The 25211-nt window shown below is 65.6% G+C and carries 23 protein-coding genes; 14 read left to right on the forward strand and 9 right to left on the reverse strand.

All coding sequences use genetic code 11. The annotated features are described in order from the left end of the window. The first annotated feature begins 10 nt into the window (after positions 1 to 10). Both QFZ42_RS06725 and QFZ42_RS06730 read left to right on the forward strand, forming a co-directional pair. Entirely contained in the window at positions 11 to 1651 is a 1641-nt protein-coding gene (locus tag QFZ42_RS06725) for an ABC transporter ATP-binding protein/permease (RefSeq protein ID WP_307700215.1), read from the forward strand. Further along, positions 1648 to 3933, forward strand: coding sequence for a CocE/NonD family hydrolase (locus tag QFZ42_RS06730; RefSeq protein WP_307700216.1), 2286 nt, complete (start codon positions 1648 to 1650; stop codon positions 3931 to 3933). Before QFZ42_RS06725 ends, QFZ42_RS06730 begins: the two co-directional genes overlap by 4 nt. Positions 3934 to 3937: 4 nt before the next feature. Here the strand turns inward: QFZ42_RS06730 and QFZ42_RS06735 are convergent, their stop codons facing one another. The 3 genes from QFZ42_RS06735 to QFZ42_RS06745 all read right to left on the reverse strand — a co-directional run bounded on the left by QFZ42_RS06735 (position 3938) and on the right by QFZ42_RS06745 (position 7658). Beyond that, positions 3938 to 5581: an alpha-amylase family glycosyl hydrolase gene (locus QFZ42_RS06735; RefSeq protein WP_307700217.1), complete on the reverse strand. Its 1644-nt coding sequence runs from the start codon at positions 5579 to 5581 to the stop codon at positions 3938 to 3940. 224 nt (positions 5582 to 5805) lie between these two features. Next, the gene (locus QFZ42_RS06740; RefSeq protein ID WP_307700218.1) at positions 5806 to 6597 is read right to left on the reverse strand and encodes an SDR family NAD(P)-dependent oxidoreductase; all 792 of its coding nucleotides are present in this window, start codon (positions 6595 to 6597) and stop codon (positions 5806 to 5808) included. Positions 6598 to 6710: 113 nt separating this feature from the next. Beyond that, positions 6711 to 7658: an alpha/beta fold hydrolase gene (locus QFZ42_RS06745; protein ID WP_307700219.1), complete on the reverse strand. Its 948-nt coding sequence runs from the start codon at positions 7656 to 7658 to the stop codon at positions 6711 to 6713. 117 nt (positions 7659 to 7775) lie between these two features. Here QFZ42_RS06745 and QFZ42_RS06750 point away from each other — a divergent pair, with 117 nt between their 5' ends. Next, entirely contained in the window at positions 7776 to 8702 is a 927-nt protein-coding gene (locus tag QFZ42_RS06750) for a LysR family transcriptional regulator (protein WP_307700220.1), read from the forward strand. A 223-nt stretch (positions 8703 to 8925) separates the two neighbouring features. Next, positions 8926 to 9417, forward strand: coding sequence for a GNAT family N-acetyltransferase (locus QFZ42_RS06755; protein ID WP_307700221.1), 492 nt, complete (start codon positions 8926 to 8928; stop codon positions 9415 to 9417). Positions 9418 to 9483: 66 nt separating this feature from the next. On the opposite strand, the gene QFZ42_RS06760 is transcribed toward QFZ42_RS06755, so the two are convergent. Then, the gene (locus QFZ42_RS06760; RefSeq protein WP_307700222.1) at positions 9484 to 10287 is read right to left on the reverse strand and encodes a DMT family transporter; all 804 of its coding nucleotides are present in this window, start codon (positions 10285 to 10287) and stop codon (positions 9484 to 9486) included. A gap of 109 nt (positions 10288 to 10396) precedes the next feature. After that, entirely contained in the window at positions 10397 to 10885 is a 489-nt protein-coding gene (locus QFZ42_RS06765; RefSeq protein WP_307700223.1) for a winged helix-turn-helix transcriptional regulator, read from the reverse strand. A 122-nt stretch (positions 10886 to 11007) separates the two neighbouring features. On the opposite strand from QFZ42_RS06765, the gene QFZ42_RS06770 reads away from it, so the two are divergent. The 3 genes from QFZ42_RS06770 to QFZ42_RS06780 all read left to right on the forward strand — a co-directional run bounded on the left by QFZ42_RS06770 (position 11008) and on the right by QFZ42_RS06780 (position 12705). Further along, complete coding sequence (locus QFZ42_RS06770; RefSeq protein WP_307700224.1) at positions 11008 to 11448, forward strand: nuclear transport factor 2 family protein; 441 nt, start codon at positions 11008 to 11010, stop codon at positions 11446 to 11448. Between the two features lie 10 nt (positions 11449 to 11458). Next, positions 11459 to 11974, forward strand: a complete 516-nt coding sequence (locus QFZ42_RS06775; RefSeq protein ID WP_307700225.1) for a DUF3237 domain-containing protein — start codon at positions 11459 to 11461, stop codon at positions 11972 to 11974. A gap of 80 nt (positions 11975 to 12054) precedes the next feature. Continuing rightward, positions 12055 to 12705 (forward strand): LysE family translocator, encoded by a 651-nt coding sequence (locus tag QFZ42_RS06780; protein WP_307700226.1) that lies wholly within the window; start codon positions 12055 to 12057, stop codon positions 12703 to 12705. Positions 12706 to 12816: 111 nt separating this feature from the next. Here QFZ42_RS06780 and QFZ42_RS06785 read toward each other — a convergent pair whose 3' ends face one another. Both QFZ42_RS06785 and QFZ42_RS06790 read right to left on the reverse strand, forming a co-directional pair. After that, entirely contained in the window at positions 12817 to 13950 is a 1134-nt protein-coding gene (locus QFZ42_RS06785; RefSeq protein WP_307700227.1) for an ABC transporter substrate-binding protein, read from the reverse strand. 238 nt (positions 13951 to 14188) lie between these two features. Further along, positions 14189 to 15004, reverse strand: a complete 816-nt coding sequence (locus tag QFZ42_RS06790) for a class I SAM-dependent methyltransferase (protein ID WP_307700228.1) — start codon at positions 15002 to 15004, stop codon at positions 14189 to 14191. Between the two features lie 206 nt (positions 15005 to 15210). Between QFZ42_RS06790 and QFZ42_RS06795 the strand changes: the two genes are divergently transcribed. The 7 genes from QFZ42_RS06795 to QFZ42_RS06825 all read left to right on the forward strand — a co-directional run bounded on the left by QFZ42_RS06795 (position 15211) and on the right by QFZ42_RS06825 (position 21824). Next, on the forward strand, positions 15211 to 16335 hold the full coding sequence (locus tag QFZ42_RS06795; protein ID WP_307700229.1) for a 3-deoxy-7-phosphoheptulonate synthase: 1125 nt from the start codon (positions 15211 to 15213) through the stop codon (positions 16333 to 16335). A 112-nt stretch (positions 16336 to 16447) separates the two neighbouring features. Continuing rightward, positions 16448 to 17968 carry a methyl-accepting chemotaxis protein gene (locus QFZ42_RS06800; protein WP_307700230.1) on the forward strand — a complete coding sequence of 507 codons (1521 nt, stop codon included), beginning with the start codon at positions 16448 to 16450 and terminating at the stop codon, positions 17966 to 17968. A gap of 90 nt (positions 17969 to 18058) precedes the next feature. Then, complete coding sequence (locus tag QFZ42_RS06805) at positions 18059 to 18538, forward strand: GFA family protein (RefSeq protein WP_307700231.1); 480 nt, start codon at positions 18059 to 18061, stop codon at positions 18536 to 18538. A gap of 140 nt (positions 18539 to 18678) precedes the next feature. Next, complete coding sequence (locus tag QFZ42_RS06810; protein ID WP_307700232.1) at positions 18679 to 19734, forward strand: NAD(P)H-dependent flavin oxidoreductase; 1056 nt, start codon at positions 18679 to 18681, stop codon at positions 19732 to 19734. A 6-nt stretch (positions 19735 to 19740) separates the two neighbouring features. Next, complete coding sequence (locus tag QFZ42_RS06815) at positions 19741 to 20418, forward strand: alpha/beta hydrolase (RefSeq protein WP_307700233.1); 678 nt, start codon at positions 19741 to 19743, stop codon at positions 20416 to 20418. A gap of 128 nt (positions 20419 to 20546) precedes the next feature. Beyond that, a complete protein-coding gene (locus QFZ42_RS06820) occupies positions 20547 to 21488 on the forward strand; it encodes a DUF3014 domain-containing protein (protein ID WP_307700234.1) in 942 nt (313 codons plus the stop codon). Positions 21489 to 21575: 87 nt separating this feature from the next. Next, positions 21576 to 21824, forward strand: coding sequence for a hypothetical protein (locus QFZ42_RS06825; RefSeq protein ID WP_307700235.1), 249 nt, complete (start codon positions 21576 to 21578; stop codon positions 21822 to 21824). A 27-nt stretch (positions 21825 to 21851) separates the two neighbouring features. On the opposite strand, the gene gcvP is transcribed toward QFZ42_RS06825, so the two are convergent. Next, positions 21852 to 24758: an aminomethyl-transferring glycine dehydrogenase gene (gene gcvP, locus QFZ42_RS06830; protein WP_307700236.1), complete on the reverse strand. Its 2907-nt coding sequence runs from the start codon at positions 24756 to 24758 to the stop codon at positions 21852 to 21854. 54 nt (positions 24759 to 24812) lie between these two features. Continuing rightward, complete coding sequence (gene gcvH, locus QFZ42_RS06835) at positions 24813 to 25184, reverse strand: glycine cleavage system protein GcvH (RefSeq protein ID WP_307700237.1); 372 nt, start codon at positions 25182 to 25184, stop codon at positions 24813 to 24815. Positions 25185 to 25211: the final 27 nt, after the last annotated feature.

A 25211-nucleotide genomic window follows, 5' to 3' on the forward strand; every position in this document is an offset into this window, starting at 1 on the left:
TGTGGCGCTGATGAGCGCAATCGTCGTGGTCGTCGCGCTCACGGCGTACGGGCAGATCGAACTCAACAGCTGGAACAAGCCGTTCTACGATGCGATCTCGCGTCGCGACCTGGGCGAATTCGTCACGCAGGTCGGCGTTTTTGCGGTGATTGCGGGCGCGCTGCTGGTCTTGAACGTGGCGCAGAGATGGCTGGCCGAAACCTTGCAGCTGAAGCTGCGCGAGGCCGTGGTCAGTGACCTCGTGGGGCTGTGGCTGCAGCCGCGCCGGGCGTTCTGGCTCCAGGCCAGCGGCCCGATGGGGGCCCACCCCGACCAGCGCATGCACGACGACACGCTGAAGCTGTGCGATCTGTCGGTCACCCTCGGCGTAGGCCTGTTGCAGGCAGCGATGCTGTTCGGCAGCTTTGCGAGCGTGCTGTGGGTCCTCTCCAAGGACTTCAGCCTTTTCTTCGACGGCAAGGACCACGTGCTGCCGGGCTTCATGCTGTGGGCGGCCATCGCCTATGCGGTCGCCGGTTCGCTGGTCACCTACTGGGTCGGCAACGGCCTGATCTCGCGCAACGCCGAGCGCTACGCGCGCGAAGGCGAATTGCGCTTCTCGCTGACGCGCATCAACGAGCATCTCGACGGCATCTCCCTGGCTGGCGGCGAGGCCGACGAGAAGCGCCGCGTCGCCATGCATTTCGGCGACGTCCTGCGCGCCACATCGCGCGTGGTGCTCGGGCTGACCAACCTGACCTGGGTCACCGCGGGCTTCGGCTGGGTCACCATCATCGCGCCGACGCTGGTGGCCGCGCCCCTCTACTTCTCGGGGAAGGTTTCGTTCGGCGGTTTGATGATGGCTGCCGCGGCCTTCACGCAGGCGCAGTCGTCGCTGCGCTGGTTCGTCGACAACTTCAGCATCATTGCCGACTGGCGCGCCACGCTGCTGCGCGTCGCCGACCTGCGCCGGATGCTGGCGTCCGATCTGGAGGCACAAGCAGGCGGCAGCCGCATTGCCTACGAGGAGGGCGAAGCCGGGGCGCTCGCGATCGAAGCGCTCGAGGTTCGTTCCTGGACCGGCCACGACCGGCTGGACACCCCGGAGCTCGTCGTGCACCGCGGCCAGCGCGTCCTGGTTCTCGGCACACCGGGCACCGAGAAGACCTTGCTGTTCCGGGCGCTCGCGGGCCTCTGGCCCTGGGGCGCCGGCACGGTGCGCCGGCCCGCCGGCGAGACGATCCACTACATGCCGCGCGGCACGCCCTACATTCCCCGCGGCACGCTGGCCGAAGTGCTGTCGTATGCGATGGAGCCGTCGACCTACCCGAGGGAAGCCATGGTGGCCGCACTGGCGAGCGTGGGCCTCCAGCGCCTGGAACCCTTGCTCGACAGGACGGGTCGCTGGGAGAGCGACCTCAGCATGGACGAGCAGTTGCGCCTGGGCTTCGCCCGCGTGGCGCTGCAGGCACCGTCCTGGCTGGTGATGGACGAGGCCTTCGGCGCGTTCGACGACGACACGCTCGAACTCGTCATCGACGTGCTGGGCAAGCTCACGCACACGGGCATTGTCCATATAGGCTCGGCCGGAGAAGCGCACGACCGGCTGTTCACGCAGGTGGTGCGTCTGGTGAAAGCGCCGAGCGCCGCGACCGAGGAGCAGCGACCATGAGACACCGCGAGTCGACCTTCAGCCGTGCGCGCCGCGTTCTCACGCGGCTGGTTCTTGCGCTGCCCGTGTGGTCAACCTGGTCTTGGGCGGCGGATTTCGGCTTCCGGCCACCGCGCGACCCAGACGATGCCACCGCGGCGGACCTGATGCGAGATCTGGCCGAGCGCATCCTGCCGGTGTACCAGGAGGCGGACACCGATGTCTTCCTGGCCAACCTGACCGCCCTGCAGATCGTCAGCGGCGCCTACCGTGCAGCCTCCGACAGCAGCGGATCCCTGCGCAGCCGCCGCCAGGGCAAGCCGTTCGACGACCTGGTCCAACGCGCGATCCTCGACGGCATTTATGCGCGTGCGCGCGCACTCGAAGCGGACGGGCGCCTCGGCTTCGCCGAAGCCTACGCGCGCGCATTCCAGGAATTGGTGTCGCCGCTGGACAACCTGCAAGCACAGGCCATCATGTCGCGGCTCGAAATCCCAGCGGCGGCGTACAGGGAGCCGCTGCGCCAAGCTTTCGATCTGTGGCGCGCGAAGGGCAGCCTCCCGGAGGCCGATGCGCTGGCGCTCGTGCGGACCTGGCATTCGTACCAGTCGCGCCGCAGCTTCGGTGCGCTGCTGCCCGAACTGTTCGCGGCGGAAAACCGCGCCCGCTACGTGGCAGAGGGCGACGTCACGATTCCCGTGCGCGGGGGTGTCATCCATGCGAGCCTGGTTCGGCCCGGCCGCACCAGTGACGCTCTGCCGACGCTGCTGCGCTTCACGCTCGACCCCGCCGAGGACGACGCCCAGCGCAGCGCCGCCAAAGGCTACGTCGGCGTCACGGCGTACGTGCGCGGACGCACGCCCGACGGCAACGGCGCCGTATGGCCGTTCGTCCGCGACGGCGAAGACGCCGCCGCGGTCATCGACTGGATTGCCCGACAGGCGTGGAGCGACGGCCGCGTCTGCATGATCGGCGACGGCTACTCCGGCTACGCCGCCTGGGCTGCCGCCCGCTTGAGACCCGCGGCGCTCAAGGCCATCGCCACCATCGCGCCGATGGCGCCGGGCATCGACTTCCCGATGGCGGGACAGATCTTCCGCAACGCCATGGTCCGCTGGGCGCAGGAGCATGCGAATGCCGAGCCGCTTCGGGCTGACGCAGACGCCAGCCCGGATGCGACATGGCAGGCACTCGACGCGCGCTGGTATCGGGGCAATCGCCCTTACTGGGACATCGACCGCGTCCTGATCGGCAAGCGCAGCCGGCTGATTCGCACCTGGCTGACGCACCCCAGCCACGATCGCTACTGGCAGAAGTTCCTGCCGTCGGCGCAGCAGTTTGCGCGCATCGACATCCCGGTGCTCAGCTTCGCCGGCTACTACGGCGCCGACGCCGGCGCGCTCTACTTCCACGACGAGCATCGCCGCAATCGGCCACAAGCCGACACGACGCTGCTGCTCGGTCCCTACGATGCAGCCTCGATCCGGCTCGGCACCGCGCCGACGCTGCGCGGCTACACGCTGGACCCCGTCGCACGCGTCGACCTGCCCGAGCTCCGCTTGCAATGGCTCGACCACGTCCTGAAGGGCGCGAACAAGCCTTCCCTGCTGATGGACCGCGTCAACTACCAGGTGATGGGTGCGGACCAGTGGCGCCATGTGCCGACGCGGGACGCGCCGCAGCGCACCGGACTGCGCTTCTACCTCGACACCCGCGAGCGCGACGACCCGCACCGCCTGTTGGCGTCGCCGTCCGAAGGCGGTGGCAGTGCGCGGCTCTCCGTCGATCTCGCCGATCGGCGTGACGTGCGCATCCCGTGGCCGGACGCGCTGCGCGTGAAGCAACTGCCGACGCGCAACGGCTTGAGCTTTGTCAGTGAGCCGCTCTCAGAGGACATCGAGATCTTCGGCAGCTTGCGCGGCGTGTTCGACATCACGCCCTCGCGGCAGGACGTTGACTTCAGCGTCTCGCTCTATGAGCAGACGGACAGCGGCGAGTACCAACTGCTGTTCGATCCCTACGACTTCCGCGCCAGCTACGCAGGCCACCGGGTGCGCCGCAGGCTTCTTCGGGCCGGCGAGCGCCAGCTGCTTGCGTTCACCGCCGAACGCGTGACGGCTCGCAGGCTTGCGGCGGGCAGCCGCATCGTGCTGCTGATCGCCCTCAACAAACGACCCGACCGGCAGATCAACTACGGCAGCGGCAAGGACGTGAATTCGGAGACCGTTGCAGACGCCAAGTGGCCCGTGCGCGTGCGCTGGCATGCCCGCAGCTACATCGAAATCCAGACCGGCAAGCCTTGATGGCTCATCGTGTCGTCGGACTCTTGTCGTTCACGGTGCCGACAATGACGCCTTCGTAGGGCGCCAGCACCAGAGGCTCCTCGATGAACTCGGCCCGCGCCGGGTCGGTCGATGCCAGCACGATCGCCTCGCGCGGCATCAGTGCCGGCGAGATCGGCGCCGGGGTGGCGCCAAAGTTGAGCAGCACCACGAGCCGCCGTCCCTCCCAGTTGCGCGCATAGGCGAGCACCTCGCCCTCGGCCTCGGCCTCGAGCGCTTCATGGCTGCCCCGGTTCAGCGCAGGCTCGGCGCGGCGCAACGCGATGAGGCGCCGGTAGAGCGCCAGCATCGACCCTGCGTCGCGTGATTGCGCTTCCACATTGTTCGTGGGCCAGTCGGCTGCCAGGCGCAGCCACGGCGTACCGGTCGTGAAGCCCGCGTTCTCCCTGGCGCTCCACTGCATGGGTGTTCGCTCCGGGTCGCGGCCCAGGCCCATACCGGGCTTGTTCTTCTCGAACGGGTCCTGCACTTCATCGGCGGGAATGGGGACGTCCGTCATGCCGATCTCGTCGCCGTAGTAGAGCGTTGGCGTGCCGCGCAGCGTGAGCAGCAGCATGGCCGCGAGCCGCGCCATCCGGGGCCCGACGCGGCTCACAATGCGCGACCTGTCGTGATTGCCCAGCACCCAGTTCGGCTGGGCGCCGGCGGGCAGGGCGGCTTCGTAGTCGCGCACGAAGCGGTCGATGTGCGCTGCCTGCCACTCGGTCGCGATCAGCTGAAAGTTGAAGGGCAGTTGCACGCCTTCGAGCACACCTTCGGCATTGAGTCCGTAGTAGGCGACCAGGCGCGTGAGCGGCAGGTAGAGCTCGCCGATCAGCACGCGCGACGAGCGCGCGTCGCTGAACGCGTCGACCACCCGGCGCATTTCGGCCACGATCGGCTGCACCTCCGGCAGGTCTGTGTTGTAGAGCATCAACCAGCGAAAGAACGGGTCCTGGCCTTCGGCGAAGTCCGGGTTCGGCGGGTTGTCGCGGAACTGCGCGTCCTTGATGATCTGGGAGAGCACATCGACGCGGAATCCGTCGACGCCGCGCCGCAGCCAGAAGCGCAGCACCTCGTACATCGCGGCCCGCACGTCGGGGTTGCGCCAGTTGAGGTCGGGCTGTTCCTTCAGGAACGAATGGCCGTAGTACTGGCCGGTGGCCGGATCGAAGGTCCAGGCCGGGCCGCCGAAATTGCTGAGCCAGTTGTTGGGCGGCCCGCCGTCCGGCGCCGGGTCGCGCCAGATGTACCAGTCACGCCGCGGATCGCTGCGGGCGCTGCGGCTCTGCACGAACCACGGATGGCGGTCCGACGTGTGGTTGGGCACGAAGTCCAGAATGAGCTTGAGCCCTCTTGCGTGGGCCTCCTGCACCAGCGCATCGAAGCCGGCCAGCGTACCGAACTGCGGATCGATGTCGCAAAAATCGGAGATGTCATACCCGAAGTCGGCCATCGGCGAGGGATAGATCGGCGAGATCCAGACGGCATCGACACCGAGCGAGACCAGATGATCCAGCCGGGCACGGATTCCGTCGAGGTCTCCAATGCCATCGCCATCGCTGTCCTGGAACGAACGCGGATAGACCTGATAGACGATTCCGTGCTTCCACCAGTCGTCGGCTGACATGTTGATCCCTTCATGGTCGGTTTCGAGCGGGTCATTGTCTTCATAAAGCGTGCGGCGCATCAGCTTGCGATAGTCCGCGCATGGCCCACAACCAGACATTCGTTGCCGCCGCGGAAATCCCAAACTCGAAGGCCGCTCTCGCAGAAGTTGATTCACTTGGTCTCGCACGGGCAAGCGCGGCAGATCTCGAATCTGAGCGGCGATGACTGTTCATCGCGCTTTCGTCAGAAGGCACTCTTGACGACGCCCCCGTCGACGCGAAGGGCGGCGCCCGTGGTCGCTGACGCGAGCGGACTTGCCACGTAGGCCACGAGCGAGGCCACCTCCTGTGGCGAGGCGAAGCGCTTGATCAGCGAGGTCGGTCGAACATGGTCGAAGAACTCTGCCTCGACTTGCTCGAAGCTCTTGTCGCTCGATCGCGCCATGCCCTCCACGAAGTCGCCGACGCCACGCGATTTCGTTGGACCTGGAAGTACGCTGTTGACTGTGATGTTCGTGCCCGCGACCGATTCCGCAAGCCCGCGCGAGACCGCGAGTTGCGCGGTCTTTGTCACACCGTAATGGATCATCTCGGTCGGGATCTGCACCCCGCTCTCACTCGAAATGAAGATGATCCTTCCCCAATTCACTCGCCTCATTTCCGGCAATACCAGGCGTGCAAGGCGGACGCCGCTCAGGACGTTGACGTCGAAGAAACGCAGCCAATCTTCATCGGGAATATCTTCAAAAGCCTTGGCCTCGAAGATGCCCAGATTGTTGACGAGGATGCCGATGCCGGCGTGACGACGCACGGCCTCGTCGGCAGCCTCGGCCCGACTCAGGTCCGCGGCATAGCCGAGAACCGTGCCGTGCGTCTCCGAACGGATGCGATCCACCGCTTCATCGACCGCCGTTTGCGACCTGCCGTTGACGATGACGCTTGCACCCTCTTGGGCCAGCGTGCGCGCGATCGCATAGCCAATTCCTGCGGTGCTGCCACTCACCAGGGCCAGCTTGCCATTGAGTTGAAGGTCCATATTGATTCTCCTTGGTTAGTTTGACGTTGGTGCACTTCGAGTTCTGCTGTTCATTCCATCGGCATGACAGCAGGCGGTGGCCAGTGTCTTTCGATGATGAGGCCCATTTCACGCTAACCCAGGAAGTTGATCAACGCCGGGATGACTTGCGCCGGCGCTTCTTCCATCAGCCAGTGTCCAGAGCCCTTGACGATCACGCCCTGCACGTTGGTCGCAACCATCTTTCCCTGCTCGATCAGGAAGGTTCCGCCGGCCTTTTCACCAGAGAGGACCAGCATCGGCATGGGCAGGGGCGTTTTGCCCAGCTCGGCGAACTCGGCCGCGTCCTGCTCGAAGGCCTTGAAATACTCGAAGCCGGCACGCATTCCCCCGGGCTGTGCATAGGCTTTGGCGTAGAACCGGCGATCGGCTTCGGGCACCGACTGCTTGGGATCGGCCGCAAAGTCGTTCCAGAAATGCTCGAAATAGATACGCTCGCGCCCGCTCACGAGCGCCAGCGGCGTCGTACCGTGGAAATGGAAATGCCAAAGGTCGCGCAGGAGCCAGACGTTCTGCCATTCGCCGATGCCGGGCAGAAAGGCGTCCATGAGCACCACCTTGTTGGTCTCCGAAGGGAACTGCGCGGCGTATGCGTAGGCCACCATCAGGCCGATGTCGTGGCCCACGATGCTGGCGCTGCGGATGCCGAGCGACCGGACGAGCTCATGGATGTCGACGGCCATGTTCTTCTTGCCGTAGCCGGTCTCGGGCTTCGACGAATTGCCGGCTCCCCGGAGATCGGGCACGACCACGGTGTGTGTTCTCGCCAGCAGCGGCATCAGCGGGTTCCACATGTGCCCGGTCTCGGCGTAGCCGTGCAGCAGCACAACGACCGGCCCGCTGCCGCCGATGCGGTAGTGAATGCGGGTGCCGTTGACGTCCGCGCCGCCCGTGCGAAAGCCCGGCACCGCGTCGGCGGCCGGTGCGGCGTGCGCCGCACGACCCATGGTCAGAGCAGCGCCAACAGCGACTGCGCCGGCGATCAGTGCGCGGCGGGTGGGGGCGGGAGGGGTGTCGATCATGGGAACGTCCTTTCGGTCGGTTGGGGGTGAGGCGAATTTATGATTCAGCTTCGCTTTCAAAAAGGTCCCGAAAGTGGTTTACTCATTCAGCTTTGCTGAACGATTGGAGCAGTCCCGATGGACCGTTTGCGTGCGTACGAGGTGTTCGTCACCGTGGTGGCGCGGGGCAGCTTCACCAAGGCGGCCGACGCGCTGGACACCTCTCCGGCCAACGTGACGCGCTACGTCAACGAGTTGGAAGCGCACTTGCGCACGCGGTTGATCAACCGCACCTCGCGCCGCTTGTCGCTCACGGAAGGCGGCGAGGCACTGTTCGACCGGGCAAAGTCGATCCTCGAGGAAGTGGCAGAGACAGAGGCGCTGGCGACCACCGCGTCGCTGCAGCCGCGCGGGCGCCTGCGCATCAACGCGCCACTGAGTTTCGGTAGCTTGGTGCTGGCGCCGCTGTGGCCGAAGTTCATGGCGAAGTACCCCGACGTCGAACTCGACATCGCGCTCATCGACCGCGTGGTCGACATCGTCGAAGAAGGCTACGACCTTGCCATCCGGATCTCGCGGACCACGTCGGGCAACCACATCGCGCGCCGCCTGGGCTGCTCGCCGAATCTGGTCTGCGCCTCGCCCCATTACCTTGCCCTCCATGGAATGCCCCAGGTCCCGGCGGATCTTGCGCGGCATCTGTGCCTGGGCTACACGTACGGCGCCACGTCCGACGAGTGGCAGTTCGCCGGCCCCAACGGAACGCTGGAATCCGTGCGCGTGCGCTGGGCCTTGCGGGCCAACAACGGCGACACCGCCCGTGCTGCGGCGCTCGCCGGTGGCGGCGTCATCTGGCAGCCGCGTTTCGTGATCGGCCAAGACGTACAGGCCGGGCGGCTGGTCGAGGTCATGCCTGGCTACCGCATGCCCCCTATCGACATCCTGGCCATCTACGCAAGCCGCCGCCATCTCAGTGCGAAGGTGCGAGTGATGGTGGACTTCCTGGTAGAAGCTTTTGAAGACTCGCCGCTGGAGAAAGGCGAACTGGCGACGGTTGGCAAGTGAGCTGCTGCCGATCTCCTGCCTGGAGTTGGCGTACTTGCGTTCGCTCTATGAGCCATAGCACGCAGCACGCAGCAGAGACTCTGAACAAAGCGGAGCAGATGCGTTTGCAGCGCCAGCGAGCTTCAGCGCTAACGTTGGCCATCGCGACGGATGAGCAAGCCTCAGGCAACAATCGGCCATGACCGGGCCTTCGCCGCGATCGCTGAATGAACTCTTGCCATCCATGAACATCCGCGAAGCGCGCCCCTTCGATGCGCCAATGATTGCCTCCGTCCTGCAAGAGGCCGCCGAGTGGCTCGCCGGCGATGGTCGGCCGCTTTGGTCGGCAGCCGAAATTGGCCACGAAAGCGTCCTGCGGGACGTGGGCAAAGGTCTCTTCCACATTGCCCGCCAAGGCGAGCAATTGGCTGGCGTCATGAAGTTCGAGTTGGAGGACGCCTATTTTTGGCCCGAGCTCCTGCCGGGCACCTCGGCTTTTGTTCACAAGCTTGCCGTACGCCGCGCATGGGCGAAGAAGGGCGTCTCGACCGCGCTGCTGTCATATGCCCGAACTCGGGCTCGGCAGCTTGGACGTGCTCACCTGCGCCTGGACTGCGTTGCGGACCGGCAAGGGCTGCGTAATCTTTATGAAGGCTTCGGTTTCGCCCTGCACAGCGTCGTTCAGATTGGAGGCTCCTCGTATGCGCGGTATGAACTCCCAACGGCAACCCTGTAGGGATTAGGAGAGGCGCCGACCGGCTAGGGTCGGACGCAGCCAACCATTCAACTGCACCGCCCAATTTCAATGTCCTTGCCTTGCCCGCTCATCGATCGATGCCGACCCCGACCTGGCCAGGCGGGTGGGCAATGTCATTGCGGTGACGCCGACCAGGATGCATGCGAGCCCGAGCCACGCGGTGGGAGCCAGCCGTTCGCCAAGGAACGTCACACCGATGGCCACTCCGATCGGTACCCGCAGGTAGGCCTGCGCGGAGGTCGACATCGGCCCCAGCGTGCGGATGAGCCGGAAGTAGATCGTGAAGGCCAATGCGGTCGAGAGCACCGCGAGCGTCAACACTGCGAGCACCGACTCGGCAGCAGGGGTCAACGTCCAGGGCCTGTCGACTAGCAGGCTGACGGGCAGCAGAACCGCCGCGCCGCTGAGCAGCGAGCCTGCGGCAGGCACCATCGGATCGAGGCCCCTGAACACGCGTCCGAGCGTCGCCGCACAGGCGTAGCAGACGGCTGCTGCCACCAGAGCCAGCTGCGCGAGCAAGGAACCCCCAAGCCCGTCCAACGCTTCGAAACCCACGATCGGGCAAATGCCCGCCAGCCCTGCACCTAAGCCTACCAGCCGCCGCAGTGAAGATTTCTCTGCACCTTGCAAGCCAAGACTGAACAGGAAGATGAAGATAGGCGAAGTCGAGTTGAGGATGGTCGCGAGGCCCGCATCCACGCTGCGTTCGGCCCACGCGATCAGCGTAAAGGGCAGGACGCTGTTGAAGCATGCCTGCAACATGAAACGCCGCCAGCGTGCCGCATCGCGAGACAGCCGTTCGGCGTGGTTTCGAGGATGTTGATGCGCATGGTCCGCCGATGATTGCAAGCAAGAGCTTCCTACACTTCGCTGGCGAGCGAAGCATGCAATGGCAGCCCGTTTGCTCGCACGACGCATGGGCGCCTCGACGTGTGGCGGATTCGAAGTGGACCAACGATCAGGCTGGGCCGCGCTTGAATGCCTCCTTCCGCTCCTGACGCTCCGCATTGAACGACTCGCTCAGCGTCGCGGAAAGTTCTTCCCTGCGCATCTCCTCACCGCATGCCTGGCACATCGGACCCAATCCCGGATCCTTTCCGCACGGAACGTGCGTGTAGCGTATGGCCACCTCTTGCTTGCTGGACTTGCACCAAGTCTCACCCCAGGCGCGAAATGCCAGAAACACGGGGTAAAACCCGGCACCCATATGGGTGAGGTGGTATTCGCTGCGCAGCGGCCTTGTGCTGTACGGCCGGCGTTCAATCATCCCGTCTGATTCGAGTTTCTTCAGCCGATCCGCCAGCATCTGTGGCGTGGCTTTTATCTGTGCCTGGATCTCCTCGAAGCGATGGCTCCCGAGAAACAACTCGCGCAGCACCAGAACCGTCCAGCGGTCACCGACGATTTTCTGAGCCAGCGCGACCGGGCAGACGGTGTCGTCGGCCACGGACGGCGACGCCTTTTTAGCCATTTTCTTCCTCACAATTCATGTGCCTATGATAATCATAGGTATAGTTGTCGTGTTCGCGCGGGGGTCTACCCACCCGTCGCGAGCCGCGGAATCAGCCGATGCACCGCGAACAGAGCCAGCCGATAGAGAAAGGTTTTCACATGTCTGAAGCTATCCAGCCAAATCTTGCCGCCATCGCCGACCGCTACGCTGCGGCATGGCTCTCCCACGACCCTCAGGCCATTGTCGCGCTCCATGCGCCTGACTCGACCTTTCAGGCCCATGGCCGCAGCGCAGAGGTCAAGGGCAAGGCTGCGCTGCTCAAGGAGTTCGCCGGAGTGTTCGAGCTCTACCCCAACTTCGGCGTCGAGATACGCCGCCTTCTTCTCGGCGACAGGCACTGGACACTCGATTGGGATCTGACGTTCCAGCCCCCCGGCAAGGAACCCAGAAAATTTCATGCGCTGGATGTCGTGGAAGTGGACGGCGACGGACTTGTCACAAGGAAAGACACCTTCTTCGATTTCGCTCAAGTGAAAGCAGCACTCGATGCGAAATGAGGACCAAGACATGACGGACGTAAAAATCCCTATCGCCGCTCCAGTGACGCCATTGTTCGACCGAGCGTTGATCGAAGCGCTGCCGGTCGAGCATTTGTGCGACCTCAGCATCGACCTGGAGCTCGGCCAGGTGATCAAGACCCACCTCGGCACCCGCTTGACCTTCGTGGTGAAGGGCGGACGCTTCGAAGGCCCCCGCTTCCGGGGCGAAATGCTGCCGGGCGGCGGCGACTGGGTACACCTCGGTGCCGACGGAACCAGCCGCATGGATGTTCGCGCCACCTTGCGCACCCATGACGGTGTTCTCATTCACTATGACTCTCAAGGCCTCCTCAGGTACCCGGAGGATGGCCGTGCGCGTTTGGCCAAGGGCGAGCGATTGTCGTTCGACGAAACATACATCCGTCCAACGCCCCGGTTCGAGACGTCCGACGAGCGCTATTCATGGCTTTCCGGAATGGTCACCGTCGGCTACGGCGAATATGGGCCTGGCCGGATCGATCACCGGATGTATTGCATCCTCTGACATGACCTGCGCAGAACGCGAAGAGCAGTGCTGCGCAATGCCCCACGGCGCAGAGAGCCGGTGAACTCGGAGGACTTCCAGTGCCTGACACGCAACACTTGTTGCTCTTCATCGCCACCGGCTGGCTGTTGAACCTCGCGCCCGGGCCGGACGTGCTGTACATCGTCACCCATTCGCTGAGGTCCGGAACCAAGGCCGGCCTCGTGGCGGGGCTGGGCATCACAGCCGGTGGTTTTGTGCACATCTTCGCAGCCGCGCTGGGCATGAGCGCACTGCTGGCGACGTCGGCGACCGCATTCGCCACGCTGAAGTGGATCGGAGTCGCGTACCTGCTGTGGGTCGGCACCAAACTGCTGCTGGCCAAAGCACCGCCGCGTCATGCAGAGATGACCGGCCTGGCGCAGTCGCGGCCGGCCGCGAGCTTGGTGGTTGTGTTCCTCGGGGGCTTCTGGACCAATGTGTTGAACCCGAAGGTGGCGATGTTCTTCCTGGCCTTTGTGCCGCAATTCATTGCACCGGATGCGCCCGACAAGGCATGGACCTTTGTGCTGTTGGGCACCTTGTTCAAACTCAACTCCTTGCCGTTCAACTGCGGCTGGGCGCTGGCTGCCGGCTGGATGGCCCGACACGGCGCCGTCCAGAGCGCCCTGCATCGGCTGGACCGGGTGGCGGGCGCCATGTTCGCCGGATTCGGCATCAAGCTGGCCCTGACCGACATCCCTTCTCGTTAGCTGCCGCCCAGCCAACTGAAGAAAGCCGGGGCGAGCATGTGGGGTATAGCCGCTCCCTGAACGAAACATGTGTCTGCCGTTCGCCAGTCCAAACCGGTGAGATCAACAACCCTATCGACACTCGTTCCAGTACCAGTCAGGATTCGCCTTCAGCGGCGTGGCGATCCGCTTGAGAGACGCGCGGCCCTGCGCGTCCTTCGCAACAACGAAGACGTGCCCGTCCTGAACCGGGAAACCGTTGCGCAGAAACCTGAAGCCACTGCGCACCGAAGAAAAGTTGGCGGCGTCGAGCGCGTTGCGCAAAGCGTCGCGATCGGCGACAGCGCCCTTGGTTTCCTTCAGCGCGCTGTCGATCAAGAGCGCCGCATCGAAACCTTGCGCAGCGTACTGCGATGGGATGCGCCCGTGCTTCTTTTCGAAGGCGGCAACGAAAGCCTTGCTCGTCGGACTCGGCAGGTCGGGGCCCCAGACCGCGCCTGCCAGCACATTGAGCGCGGCATCCTCGAGCAGCGGCAGTGTCGTGCCATCGACCGTGCCGATTGTCAGCAGGGGCACCTTGTTCAGGAGGCCCGAGCGATTCATCTGCTGGATGAATTTGACGCCCATGTCGCCCGGCAAGAAAGCAACCACCGCATCGGGGGCGACGCGCTTGATTTGCGCCAGCGCTGCCGCGTAGTCGGTCTGGTCGGGCCGGACGTGGATTTCGCTGATCACCTCGCCCGAGTAGTAACGCTTGAAGCCTCGCAATTGCTCCTTGCCCGACGGACTATCAGGCGCCAGAAACAGCGTCTTCCAGTAGCGCTGATCGACGGCGTACCGTCCCACGATCCCGGCCTGGTACTCGTCCTGGTACGAGGTGAAGAAGAATTTGCTGTTGCAACGCTTGCCGGCAATCGGCGCCGGGCCGGCATTCGAGCCGACCAACAGCATGCCCGATCTGGCCATCGGCTTGGCCATGGCCATCATCACGTCGGAGAAGGTCACGCCGGTGATGAAGCTGACCTTGTCTTTCTCGATCAGGTTCTGCGCCAGTTGCGCACCGAGCTCGGGGTTGTGCTGATCGTCTTCCTTGATGATCGCCACAGGCACGCCGCCGAGCATTCCTTGCCGTTGCTGGACCGCCAGCATGAAGCCGTCGTACTGCTCCTGGCCGAGCGCTGCCGCCGGTCCCGACAGCGTGCCGACAAAGCCGATTTTTACCTGTGGGGAGGCGGCCAGCGCCATGGCGCCCAAGGCGCAGGCCATGAGGACAGAACGAATGCGAAGGATCAGGGTGTTCCTTGTGAATGAGTCGGGCGAGCGGTCAGAAAGAGACCGGGTTCGAACCTGGCCAGTTTAAGGTCGCGACACGCCCGCGCCGACGTTGCGGAACAACGCCACTCCGATGTTGCAGTTCATCAGTTCGCCCCGTTGAACCGTCGTCGTTTTGCAATCGCCTCCAACGACTCGGTCGTGGCGGCCTTGGGCCCTTGGTCGGCCCCCGCTATCCCGCCGCCACGATCACATGCGCCTGAATCTTGCCGGCCACCGGTCCCTCGCCACCATGGCGGCTGGCAATCGCCTCTGCCGCGCGGTCCGTCGCGAGCTGGAGCAAGCTGGCATCGCGCGCCTCGATTTCGTTGCGCAGCGGCGTTCCCTGGCAATAGGCGGTGGCGACATCGCGTGCCGAGGGCGCGCGGCTCACTTTTTCGCGCGTCTCGATCGTGATGTCGGCAAACCCTGCGCGGCTCAATTCCTCGCGGATCAGCGCGATGTCGTGATAGCCGTGCGGCGTGCGGGCCAGGAATCGCGGAGGGTCGTGTGGAAACACCGTGGCGACGGCGTTGGTGACGTCGTCGGCGAAGGCGTTCTCTTCGATGCGGTCCCACACATTGAAGACAAAGTGCCCGCCGGGCTTCAGCACGCGACGCGCCTCGGCGTAGCCTTCAACCCGGTTGGGGAAGAACATCGCGCCGAACTGGCAACAGACGACATCGAACGAAGCATCTTCGAACGGCAGGTCGAGCGCGTCCGCCTGCCGCCATTCGATGCGGCTGTCGGGCTTCTGCCGGGTGGCGGCATAGTCGAGCATGGATTGATTGAGGTCGGTCACCACGTAGCGCTTGCCGGCGCCGAGTCTTGGCGCCAGCCCCCGCGTGACCGCGCCGCTGCCGGCCGCCGTTTCAAGTACCGAGGCAGGAGAGAAGGCGGCGACAAGCTCCGCCAGGTCGGCGGCATAGCCCTCGAAGATCAGCGGGACCATCAGCGTGTCGTAGAACTTCGGGATCGAGCCCGAGAACACCTTGTCGCTTTCAGCCATGAGAACTCCTTGAAGGCCCTGAACGGCGCCTGGCCCCATTCCAGAGCGAGCCCGGCCTCTCAGTGGGTCCGTCGCCCGGCTGGGCGTTCGGCGACGACGCACCATCGTGGCCGTGCGTGCCGCTTTCGTCAACGTCGTTCTGGTGACAGGCGCCTTCGAGAGGAGAGGACAATCGAAGAAGCTCAATTCGAACCACATCCACGACCATGCCCCGTCTCGACGACCCCCTCCACGACGCCGAAATCGGCTCCCGCGACAGCACGCTCGACACCACCCGGATCGACGACGTGCGGATCGGCGCCGTTCGCCCGCTCATCACCCCCGCGCTGCTGCAGGAGCGCGTGCCTGTGCGCGACAACACGCTGGCGCTGGTCGAAGGCAGCCGCGCGGCCATCGCCGACGTGCTGCACGGGCGCGACGACCGGCTGGTGGTCGTGGTCGGCCCATGCTCCATTCATGACCACGACCAGGCCATCGAATACGCACAGCGACTGAAGACGGTCGCCGATTCCCTGCAGGACGACCTGCTGATCGTGATGCGCGCCTATTTCGAGAAGCCGCGCACCACCGTGGGCTGGAAGGGCTACATCAACGACCCGCACCTGGACGGCAGTTTCGCGATCAACGAAGGGCTGGAGCGCGCGCGGCGCCTGCTGCTCGAACTGACGACCCTGGGCCTGCCGACGGGCACCGAGTTTCTCGACCTGTTGAGCCCGCAGTTCATTGCCGACCTGATTGCCTGGGGTGCCATCGGCGCCCGCACCACGGAGAGCCAGAGTCATCGGCAGCTGGCATCGGGGCTGAGCTGCCCGGTCGGCTTCAAGAACGGCACGGACGGCAGCGTCAAGGTCGCGGCCGACGCCATCCTTGCGGCCCGCGCACCGCATGCCTTCATGGGCATGACCAAGATGGGCATGGCGGCGATCTTCGAGACCCGCGGCAACGACGACTGCCACGTGATCCTGCGCGGCGGCAAGGCTCCCAACTATTCGGCTGCGGATGTCGCGGCCAGCTGCGAGGCGCTGTTGGCGAACGGCCTGCGGCCGCAGGTGATGATCGACGTCTCGCACGGCAACAGCAGCAAGCAGCATCAGCGGCAGATCGTCGTCGCGGAAGAGGTGGCGGCGCAGATCGCGGCCGGCGAGCGGCGCATCACCGGCCTCATGATCGAGAGCCATCTCGAGGAAGGGCGGCAAGACCTCAAGCCCGGCGTCGCGTTGAAGCACGGAGTCTCGATCACCGATGCCTGCATCGGCTTTGCCCAGACGGTGCCGGTGCTCGAAGGACTGGCTTCGGCGGTCAAGGCGCGGCGGCGCCAGTCGAAAGCGTGACCCGCTGTTTCGGGCGCGAGACTGTGTAAAGCACGCCTGCGGGGCTCAAGTTTCCGGCCGCGCTGCCGATAAGCGGAAGTACTTCCACTTCTCTTGCCGTGCGCTGCGCCTCATGAAACTCCGAACCCGAATTCTCTTGCTTTGTGTCGCGGCGTTGCTCGGCATGGTTGTGCTGGCCTCCGTGTCGCTTTCGACGCTGCGCCAATCGATGATGAAGGAGAGAACGGCTCAGCTCTCCACGCTGGTGGTGCTGGCGAATGCCTCCCTCGAACGCCTGTACGAGCAGGAAAAGTCGGGCGAACTCACGCGCGACCAGGCGCAGAAAGAAGCGAAAAAGCTTATCGGCAGCCTGCGCAAGGACGAGCTCTATTTCTTCGTGCGCGGCTACACCAACGACATCAACTACGTGCACCCCAACCCCAAGCGCGTGGGCATCGTCGACGCCAAGGGCGGCAAGGAAGCCGGCGAGCGCTACCGCGCCGCGCTGGCGGGCCACCCCGTCGCCACGCTCACGGCCTACGGCACCCGCCCGGGGGCCAAGGAAGAAGTGCAGAAGCTCTATGCCATCGTCAAGTTCGAGCCGTGGGACTGGATCGTCGGCTTCGGAGACTACATCGACGACATCGACACCGCCTTCTGGCGCAACACGGTGATCCTGCTGGGCATCGGCGGTGTGCTCATGGTGGTGGTGGGCGGCATGGCATGGGGCATGGCGCGCAACCTGTACCGGCAGCTCGGCGGAGAGCCCGGGTACGCCGCCGAGGTGGTGCGCCAGATCGGCGCGGGCGACCTCGGCATCGAGGTGCGGCTGCGCCCGAAGGACAACGGCAGCCTGCTGCACGCCATGCACCAGATGCAGCGCAGCCTGGCCGGCACCGTGACCGAGATCCGCGGGTCCACGGACACCATCGCCACTGCCAGCGGCCAGATAGCCTCGGGCAACCTCGACCTGTCCTCCCGCACCGAGGAACAGGCCAGCTCCCTGGGGCAGACTGCCGCGTCGATGGACGAACTCACCTCCACCGTGAAGCAGAACGCCGACAACGCGCGCCAGGCCAACCAACTGGCTGTCTCGGCCTCCGAAGTGGCCGTGCGCGGCGGCAGCGTGGTCGGGCAGGTGGTCGACACGATGGGTTCGATCCATGCGTCGTCGAAAAAGATCGTCGACATCATCGGCGTGATCGACAGCATCGCCTTCCAGACCAACATCCTGGCGCTGAACGCGGCGGTCGAGGCGGCGCGCGCCGGCGAGCAGGGCCGCGGCTTTGCCGTGGTGGCTTCGGAAGTGCGCAACCTGGCGCAGCGCTCGGCGGGTGCGGCCAAGGAAATCAAGACGCTGATCGACGACTCGGTCGACAAGGTCGGCGCGGGCAGCGACCAGGTCGCCGAAGCCGGCAAGACGATGCAGGAGATCGTGGCCAGCGTGCGCCGGGTGACCGACATCATGGGCGAGATCATGGCCGCGAGCCAGGAACAGACCACGGGCATCGAGCAGATCAACCAGGCAATCAGCCAGATGGACCAGGCCACGCAGCAGAACGCCGCGCTGGTGGAACAGGCCGCCGCGGCCGCGGGCTCCTTGCAGGAACAGGCTGGCAGCCTGGTTCAGGCGGTGAGCGTGTTCAAGGTCTGACCGGCCGCTTGGGGCTCATCGCCCCCGCTATAAGACGGGCTACAGTCGGCCGTAAATCAGCTCGAAGCACAGTCGAACCGGAGTTGCCCCATGTCGCTTGTTCTTGAAGGTGGCTGCCTCTGCGGAGCGGTCAGGTTCCGTGCCCATCAGGCGCCGCTTCGAACGCTTGTCTGCCACTGCACGTTCTGCCAACGGATGACCGGCTCCTCGTTCTATGCCAACTCCGTGTTCCCCATCGAGGCGGTCGAGTTCAACGCCGGCGAGGTACGCACGTACGAGCACACGTCCGATGAGAGCGGCAGAAAGGTCTACGCCGAGTTTTGTCCCACTTGCGGAACGACCATCGGCCTCGCCTTTGAACGTTGGCCCGACCTTCGGGCAATCTCGCGCGGCTGTTTCGACAACCCCGGCGCGGTGGACATCACTGCGCACATATGGACCCGCTCGGCCCAGTCGGGAGTCGCCTTGCCCGCAGAGGTCGAATGCTTTGCAAGGGCAAGATTGAGCCCCGAGGGGCAGCCCGAGCATCCCTCCAGGTACCCACAGCCGGTCATGGCCCGGCAGCCCTGAGCCGACCTGGCCGCGATCCCGCCGCTGTCGATCTCGCACGGCGGCGCTGCCGCGGTGATGACCCCGCCGCCGCCGCAGTTCGCGCTTGACGGGAGAATGGCGCTATCCGACGACACCTGAAAAACAAGGAGCGCTTTCGAATGACCACGCAGCTGCAGCAAATTCTCGGGACGGAACTTCCGTTGATCCAGGCCCCGATGGCCGGCATTCAGGGCAGCGCAATGGCCATCGCGGTCGGCAATGCAGGCGGGCTCGGCTCGCTGCCGTGCGCGATGCTGAGCAACGATGCCATCCGAAGCGAAGTGGCCGCCATTCGCGCGGGCACCGGCAAACCCTACAACCTCAATTTCTTCTGCCATGTGTCGCCGCAGCCGAGCGCCGAACGCGAATCGGTATGGTGCAACGCATTGGCGCCGTACTACCGCGAGTACGGCATCGATGCGGCCGCCATACCCACCGGCCCGGGCCGCAACCCCTTCAGCGCCGAGGTGGCCGAGGTGCTGGCCGAGTTCCGTCCGCCGGTGGTGAGTTTTCATTTCGGGCTGCCGCCCGAGCCGCTGCTGGCGCAGGTGCGTGGATGGGGCTCGAAGATCCTGGCATCGGCGACCACGGTCGACGAAGCGCTGTGGCTCGAGGCGCACGGCGTCGACGCGGTCATTGCCCAAGGGCTGGAGGCGGGCGGCCATCGCGGCCACTTTCTCTCGCACGACCTCACGGCGCAGCTCGGCACCTTCGCGTTGCTGCCGCAATTGGTGCGTGCCGTGAAGGTGCCGGTGATCGCGGCTGGCGGCATCGCCGATGCGAACGGCGTGGCCGCGGCGATGGCGCTGGGGGCCGCGGGCGTGCAGGTTGGCACCGCCTACATGCTGGCGCCCGAAGCCGTCACCAGCGCCGTGCACCGCGCGGCGCTGAAGAGCGATGCCGCGCGCCATACGGCGTTGACCAATCTCTTCACCGGACGGCCGGCGCGCGGCATCGTGAACCGCGTGATGCGCGACCTGGGGCCGATCGGTGCGGCGGCGCCCGAATTTCCGCTCGCCACTTCAGGCATTGCGCCGCTGCGCGCCAAAGCCGAGGCGCAGGGCAGCAGCGACTTTTCTCCGCTGTGGTCGGGCCAGAACGCAACGGGCTGCCGCGAACTGCCGGCCGCCGAGATCACGCGCGCATTGGCGCAAGGTTTTCATCTTTCCGTCTGACGCCTCATGCCGCAACTCCATCTGCCCTTCAAGTTTCTCGAGCAGCCTTCCGGTCCCGGCGTGCGCGAGCCATGGCTGTTGGTGCTGATGCACGGCGTCGGTAGCAACGAGCAAGATCTGTTCGGACTCGCGCGGCTCATGCCGCCGCAGTTTCACGTCCTGAGCCTGCGCGCGCCGTATGTGCTGTCGCCCGATGCATACGCGTGGTTCGAATTCCAGGTGCTGCCCGGCGGCGAGCGGCGCATCCACGAAGAACAGGAGCGCGAAAGCCGCTTCCTGGTCGGCGAGATGATCGCCTCGGCGGCGCAGCAGCTGGGCGTGCCGCCGGAGCGGGTGGTGGTCGGCGGCTTCAGCCAGGGCGGCATCATGGCGCTGTCGTTGTTGCTGACGCAGCCTGCGAAGCTGCGCGCCGCGATGGTGTGGCACAGCCGGCTGCTGCCGCAGGTGGTGCCGCACGTCGCGCCGCCGGAAGCGTTCGAAGGCAAGGCGCTGTGGGTGAGCCATGGCAGCGCCGACAACGTGATTCCACCCAGCGCGGCGCAAGCCACGCGCGAACTCGCCCGCGGCCTGCCGCTCGCGCTCTCCGGGGCCGATTTTCCGGGCGGACATGAGATTCGCCCCGCCGAGCTGCAGGGTTCGGTGGCGTGGCTGCAATCGCTGGAAACGTCCGCAACCGCGCCTTAGAGGCTGAACTTTTCGCGCGCTCGGCGCGTCACAGGGCGTTACGAGGACGCGGCCGTGGTGCGGCTTTGTTGGTGCACCATGGTGATTCGTTTCTCCACCGCAAATCCTCTCAAAAGGAAACCGCCCACATGTCCGACAGAGACACGCCCGAAATCCGCGAAGTGCCTGAGCTGCGCGACGCCCCCTCGTACAAGCCGCGCGGCGAGTCGTCGGCGGGAACCGTCGTTGTCATCGTGCTGCTGGCGCTTGCGGCCGCATTCCTCGGCTGGCGCTGGTACCAGCAGCAGCAACGGATGCACGTGGAGCCTGCTGCACCCGTCGCCGCCGCGCCGAACGACGGCCCCGCGCCCGCGCCGCCTCCGGCGCCGGAATTGCTGGAGCCGCAGAACCCGATCGATGCGATTGCGCTGCCGGCCTCGGGTCTGCCCGCGGTCGCGGATTCCGATACGCGCGTGATGAAGGCGCTGGTCGACCTGATGGGCAGCAAGAACGTGGCCGATTTTCTGCAGTTCGAGGGCATCATCCGCCGCTCCGTGGCCACGGTCGACAACCTGGCGCGCGAGCAGGCGCCCGCCAGCATCTGGCCGGTGCAGCCCACCAAGCAGCGTTTCACCACCGACGGAAAGGGCGGCGCGCAGACCATTGCGGCCAGCAATGCCGCGCGCTACACCCCCATCGTGCAGCTTGCCGAATCGATCAATCCGGCCAAGGCGGCCAAGACCTATGCTCAGCTCTATCCGCTGTTCCAGAAATCCTACGAAGAGCTCGGCTATCCGGGGCGCTACTTCAACGACCGGCTCATCGTGGTGATCGGCCACCTGCTGCAGGCGCCCGAACCCACCGGTCCGATCGCGGTTCGCCTCGTCGAGGTGAAAGGCAATGTGTCGTCGCAGCGGCCGTGGGTGCGCTACGAGTACGCCGATCCGCAGCTCGAGTCGCTCTCGTCCGGCCAGAAGATCATGGTTCGCATGGGGCCCGAGAACGAGCGCAGGCTGAAGGCCAGCCTGCGCGGTTTCCGTGAGCAGATCGCCACGGGTGACATGGCGAAGAAGAAGCAGCAGCAGCGCTGACCCGCTTTGCCGTGTAGGCGCGGGCCGATTGCGCGCGCTGCGGATGCCGTGGATGATTTGCCCTCAAAGAATTTCGAGGACCACCGTATGAACCTGATGAGCGTCGACCTCTACCAGAGTGCTACCGATCCCGAGAAGTTTCTGGCGCTTCCCGCCGGCACCGACCCCGCCGAGCTCATGGGTCCGATGACCTTCGACCGGGACTACGCGCACATCAAGCAGTACCAGGAAGCGTTTGAATTCGACCCGTCCGAAACTTACGCGGGCGTCAACGCCGCGAAGATCGCCGCGGACATCCTCACGGTGAAATGGGCGACCTATCGCCGCGAGGGCTGAGCGAAGAAGGGCGCTGCGCCCGTACCGTCAGGCCTCTTCGGTTTCCTGGTAATCGCCCACGGGCACGCAGCTGCAGAACAGGTTGCGGTCGCCGTACACGTTGTCGACGCGGCCGATGGGCGGCCAGTACTTGGCCTGCTTGAGCTCAGCCAGCGGGAACGCGCCGAGTTCGCGCGAATACGGATGCGACCATTCCGTGCCGAGCAGGCTGGCCGCGGTGTGCGGCGCGTGCTTCAGCGGGTTGTCTTCCTTCGGCCAGACACCTTCCTCGACGCGGCGGATTTCGCCGCGAATCGCGATCATCGCCTCGATGAAGCGGTCGAGTTCGGCCAGCGGCTCGCTCTCGGTCGGCTCGACCATCAGCGTGCCCGGCACCGGGAAGCTCAGCGTCGGCGCATGGAAGCCGTAGTCGATCAGGCGCTTGGCCACGTCTTCGGCAGTGACGCCGCTCGTGTCCTTGAGCGGACGCAGGTCCAGGATGCACTCGTGCGCCACGTGGCCGTTGGGGCTCGCGTACAGCGTGGGGTAGTGGTCCTTGAGGCGCGCGCTGATGTAGTTGGCGCTCAAGATGGCGATTTCGGTCGCGGCCTGCAGGCCCTTGGCGCCCATCATGCGGCAGTACATCCAGCTGATCGGCAGCACGGCCGCGTTGCCGAGCGGCGCCGCGGAAACCGCGCCGACACCGTTCGACGCGATGCCGGCCGTGGCATGGCCGGGCAGGTAAGGCACCAGGTCTTCGACCACGCAGACCGGGCCCACGCCCGGGCCGCCGCCGCCGTGCGGAATGCAGAAGGTCTTGTGCAGGTTCAGGTGGCTCACGTCGCCGCCGAATTCGCCGGGCGCGGCCACGCCGACCAGCGCGTTCATGTTGGCGCCGTCCACGTACACGCGGCCGCCGTGTTCGTGCACCAGTTCGCAGAGCTCCTTCACGCGGGTTTCGAACACGCCGTGCGTGCTGGGGTAGGTGATCATCACGGCCGCAAGCTTGTCGCTGTGCTTTTCGCAGGCGCGCTTCAGGTCGTCCATGTCGACGTTGCCCTGCACGTCGCAGGCCGTGACCACCACCTGCAGGCCCACCATCTGTGCGCTCGCGGGGTTGGTGCCGTGGGCCGACGAAGGAATGAGGCAGATGTTGCGGTGACCCTGGCCCTTGGCTTCATGGAAGGACTTGATGGCCAGGAGGCCCGCGTATTCGCCCTGCGAGCCCGCGTTGGGCTGCAGGCTGATGCCCGCGTAGCCGGTCGCTTCGCAGAGCCAGGCGCGCAGCTGCGCGTCGAGCTGGGCGTAGCCCACCAGCTGCTCGGCCGGCGCAAAGGGGTGGATGTTCGCGAACTCGGGCCAGGTGATCGGGATCATCTCGCTGGTCGCGTTGAGCTTCATCGTGCAGCTGCCGAGCGGGATCATGCTGCGGTCGAGCGCCAGGTCCTTGTCCGACAGGCTGCGGATATAGCGCAGCATCGCGGTTTCGCTCTTGTGCGTATTGAACACCGGGTGCGTGAGAAAGGCGCTGGTGCGGCGCAGGTCTTCGGGCAGGCGCGGCGCCGTGTTGGCAAGGTCGTCGAAGCGCGGCATCGGCGTGCCCGTGGGCACGAACAAGGCCCAGAGCGTTTCGACGTCGGCGCGTGTGCTGGTCTCGTCAAGCGAAATGCCCAGGTGCTGCTGCAGCCGCTGGCGCAGGTTGACGCCGGCGGCGGTGGCGCGTTCGATGATCTTCGGCGTGTCGTCGCCGGTGCGGATCGTGAGTGAGTCGAAAGCGAATGCGTTGACCGGCTCGCGGCCCATCTGCGTGAGGCCTTGGGCCAGGATGGCGGTGAGCGCCGCCACCCGCTGCGCAATGCGCGTGAGGCCGTCGGGTCCGTGGTACACGGCGTACATGCTGGCCACCACGGCCGGCAGCACCTGAGCGGTACAAATGTTGGACGTGGCCTTCTCGCGGCGGATGTGCTGCTCGCGCGTCTGCAGCGCGAGGCGGTAGGCGGGTTGGCCGTGCGTGTCGACGCTCACGCCGACGAGGCGGCCCGGCAGCGAACGCTTGAAAGAATCGCGGCAGGCCAGGTAGGCCGCGTGCGGGCCGCCGTTGCACAGCGGCATGCCGAAGCGCTGCGTGGTTCCGCAGACGATGTCGGCGTCCCATTCGCCGGGGGGCGCGAGCAGGGTGAGCGCCAGCAGGTCGGCGGCCACGCAGAAGGCGGCATCGCACTGGTGCGCATGGCCGGCCAGGGGGCGCAGGTCGTGCACATGGCCGGTGGTGGCGGGGTACTGCGCGAGTACGCCGAAAAATTCGCAGCTCGCCATCAGGTGCGGCAGCGTCTCGGACACGGTGCTGACCTTCACCTCGATGCCCAGCGGCGCGGCGCGTGTCTTGATGACTTCGATGGTCTGTGGATGGCAGTCGCCCGAGACGAGGAACACGTTGCTCTTGCTCTTGACGCTGCGCTTGGCGAGCGTCATGGCTTCGGCCGCGGCCGTGGCTTCGTCGAGCATCGAGGCGTTGGCGATGGCCATGCCCGTGAGGTCGCACACCATAGTCTGGAAGTTCAGCAGGGCTTCCATGCGGCCCTGCGAAATTTCGGCCTGGTAGGGCGTGTAGGCCGTGTACCAGGCGGGGTTCTCGAGCACGTTGCGCAGGATGACGCCCGGCGTGTGCGTGCCGTAGTAGCCCTGGCCGATGAAGCTCTTGAAGACCTTGTTCTTCGCCGCGATGGCCTTCAGTTCGGCCAGCGCATCGGCTTCGGTCACGGGCGCGGGCAGCCGCATCGGCTTCGCGCGGCGGATGGCCGCGGGCACGATGCCGTCGATGAGCTCTGCCCGCGTTTCCGAGCCGATCACCGGCAGCATGCGCGCCTCGTCCGCCGCATCGATGCCGATGTGGCGGGCGAGAAACTCTTCGGCATTCTCTAGTTCTTGCAAAGAGGGAAGGGCGGGAATCGGCATGGCGGTGAAGGGTCGAGGAGAAGAAGGAAGGCGGCTGAAGAAGAACTCAGCGGATCAGGATTCGGCGGCGAACTTGTCGTAGGTGGCGGCGTCCAGCAGCGCATCGAGTTGCGCGGGTTCGCTGAGCTTGACCTTGAAGAACCAGCCGGCGGCCAGCGGATCGGTGTTCGCGAGCGACGGATCGGCGCGCAGCGCTTCGTTCACTTCGATGATTTCGCCCGACACGGGCATGAACACATCGGCCGCGGCCTTGACCGATTCGACGACACCGGCGACTTCGCCCTGCGCGAAGGTCTTGCCGATTTCGGGCAGGTCGACGAACACGACGTCGCCCAGCGCGTCCTGCGCATGCACGGTGATGCCGACCGTGGCTGCGCCGCCTTCGGCCGAGACCCACTCATGGTCCTTGGTGTACTTGATGCTCATGGAAAAACTCCTCGTGGAAAAATGATG

Origin of the sequence: Variovorax paradoxus, assembly GCF_030815855.1 — a bacterium.
Taxonomy (GTDB): Bacteria; Pseudomonadota; Gammaproteobacteria; order Burkholderiales; family Burkholderiaceae_C; genus Variovorax; species Variovorax paradoxus_M.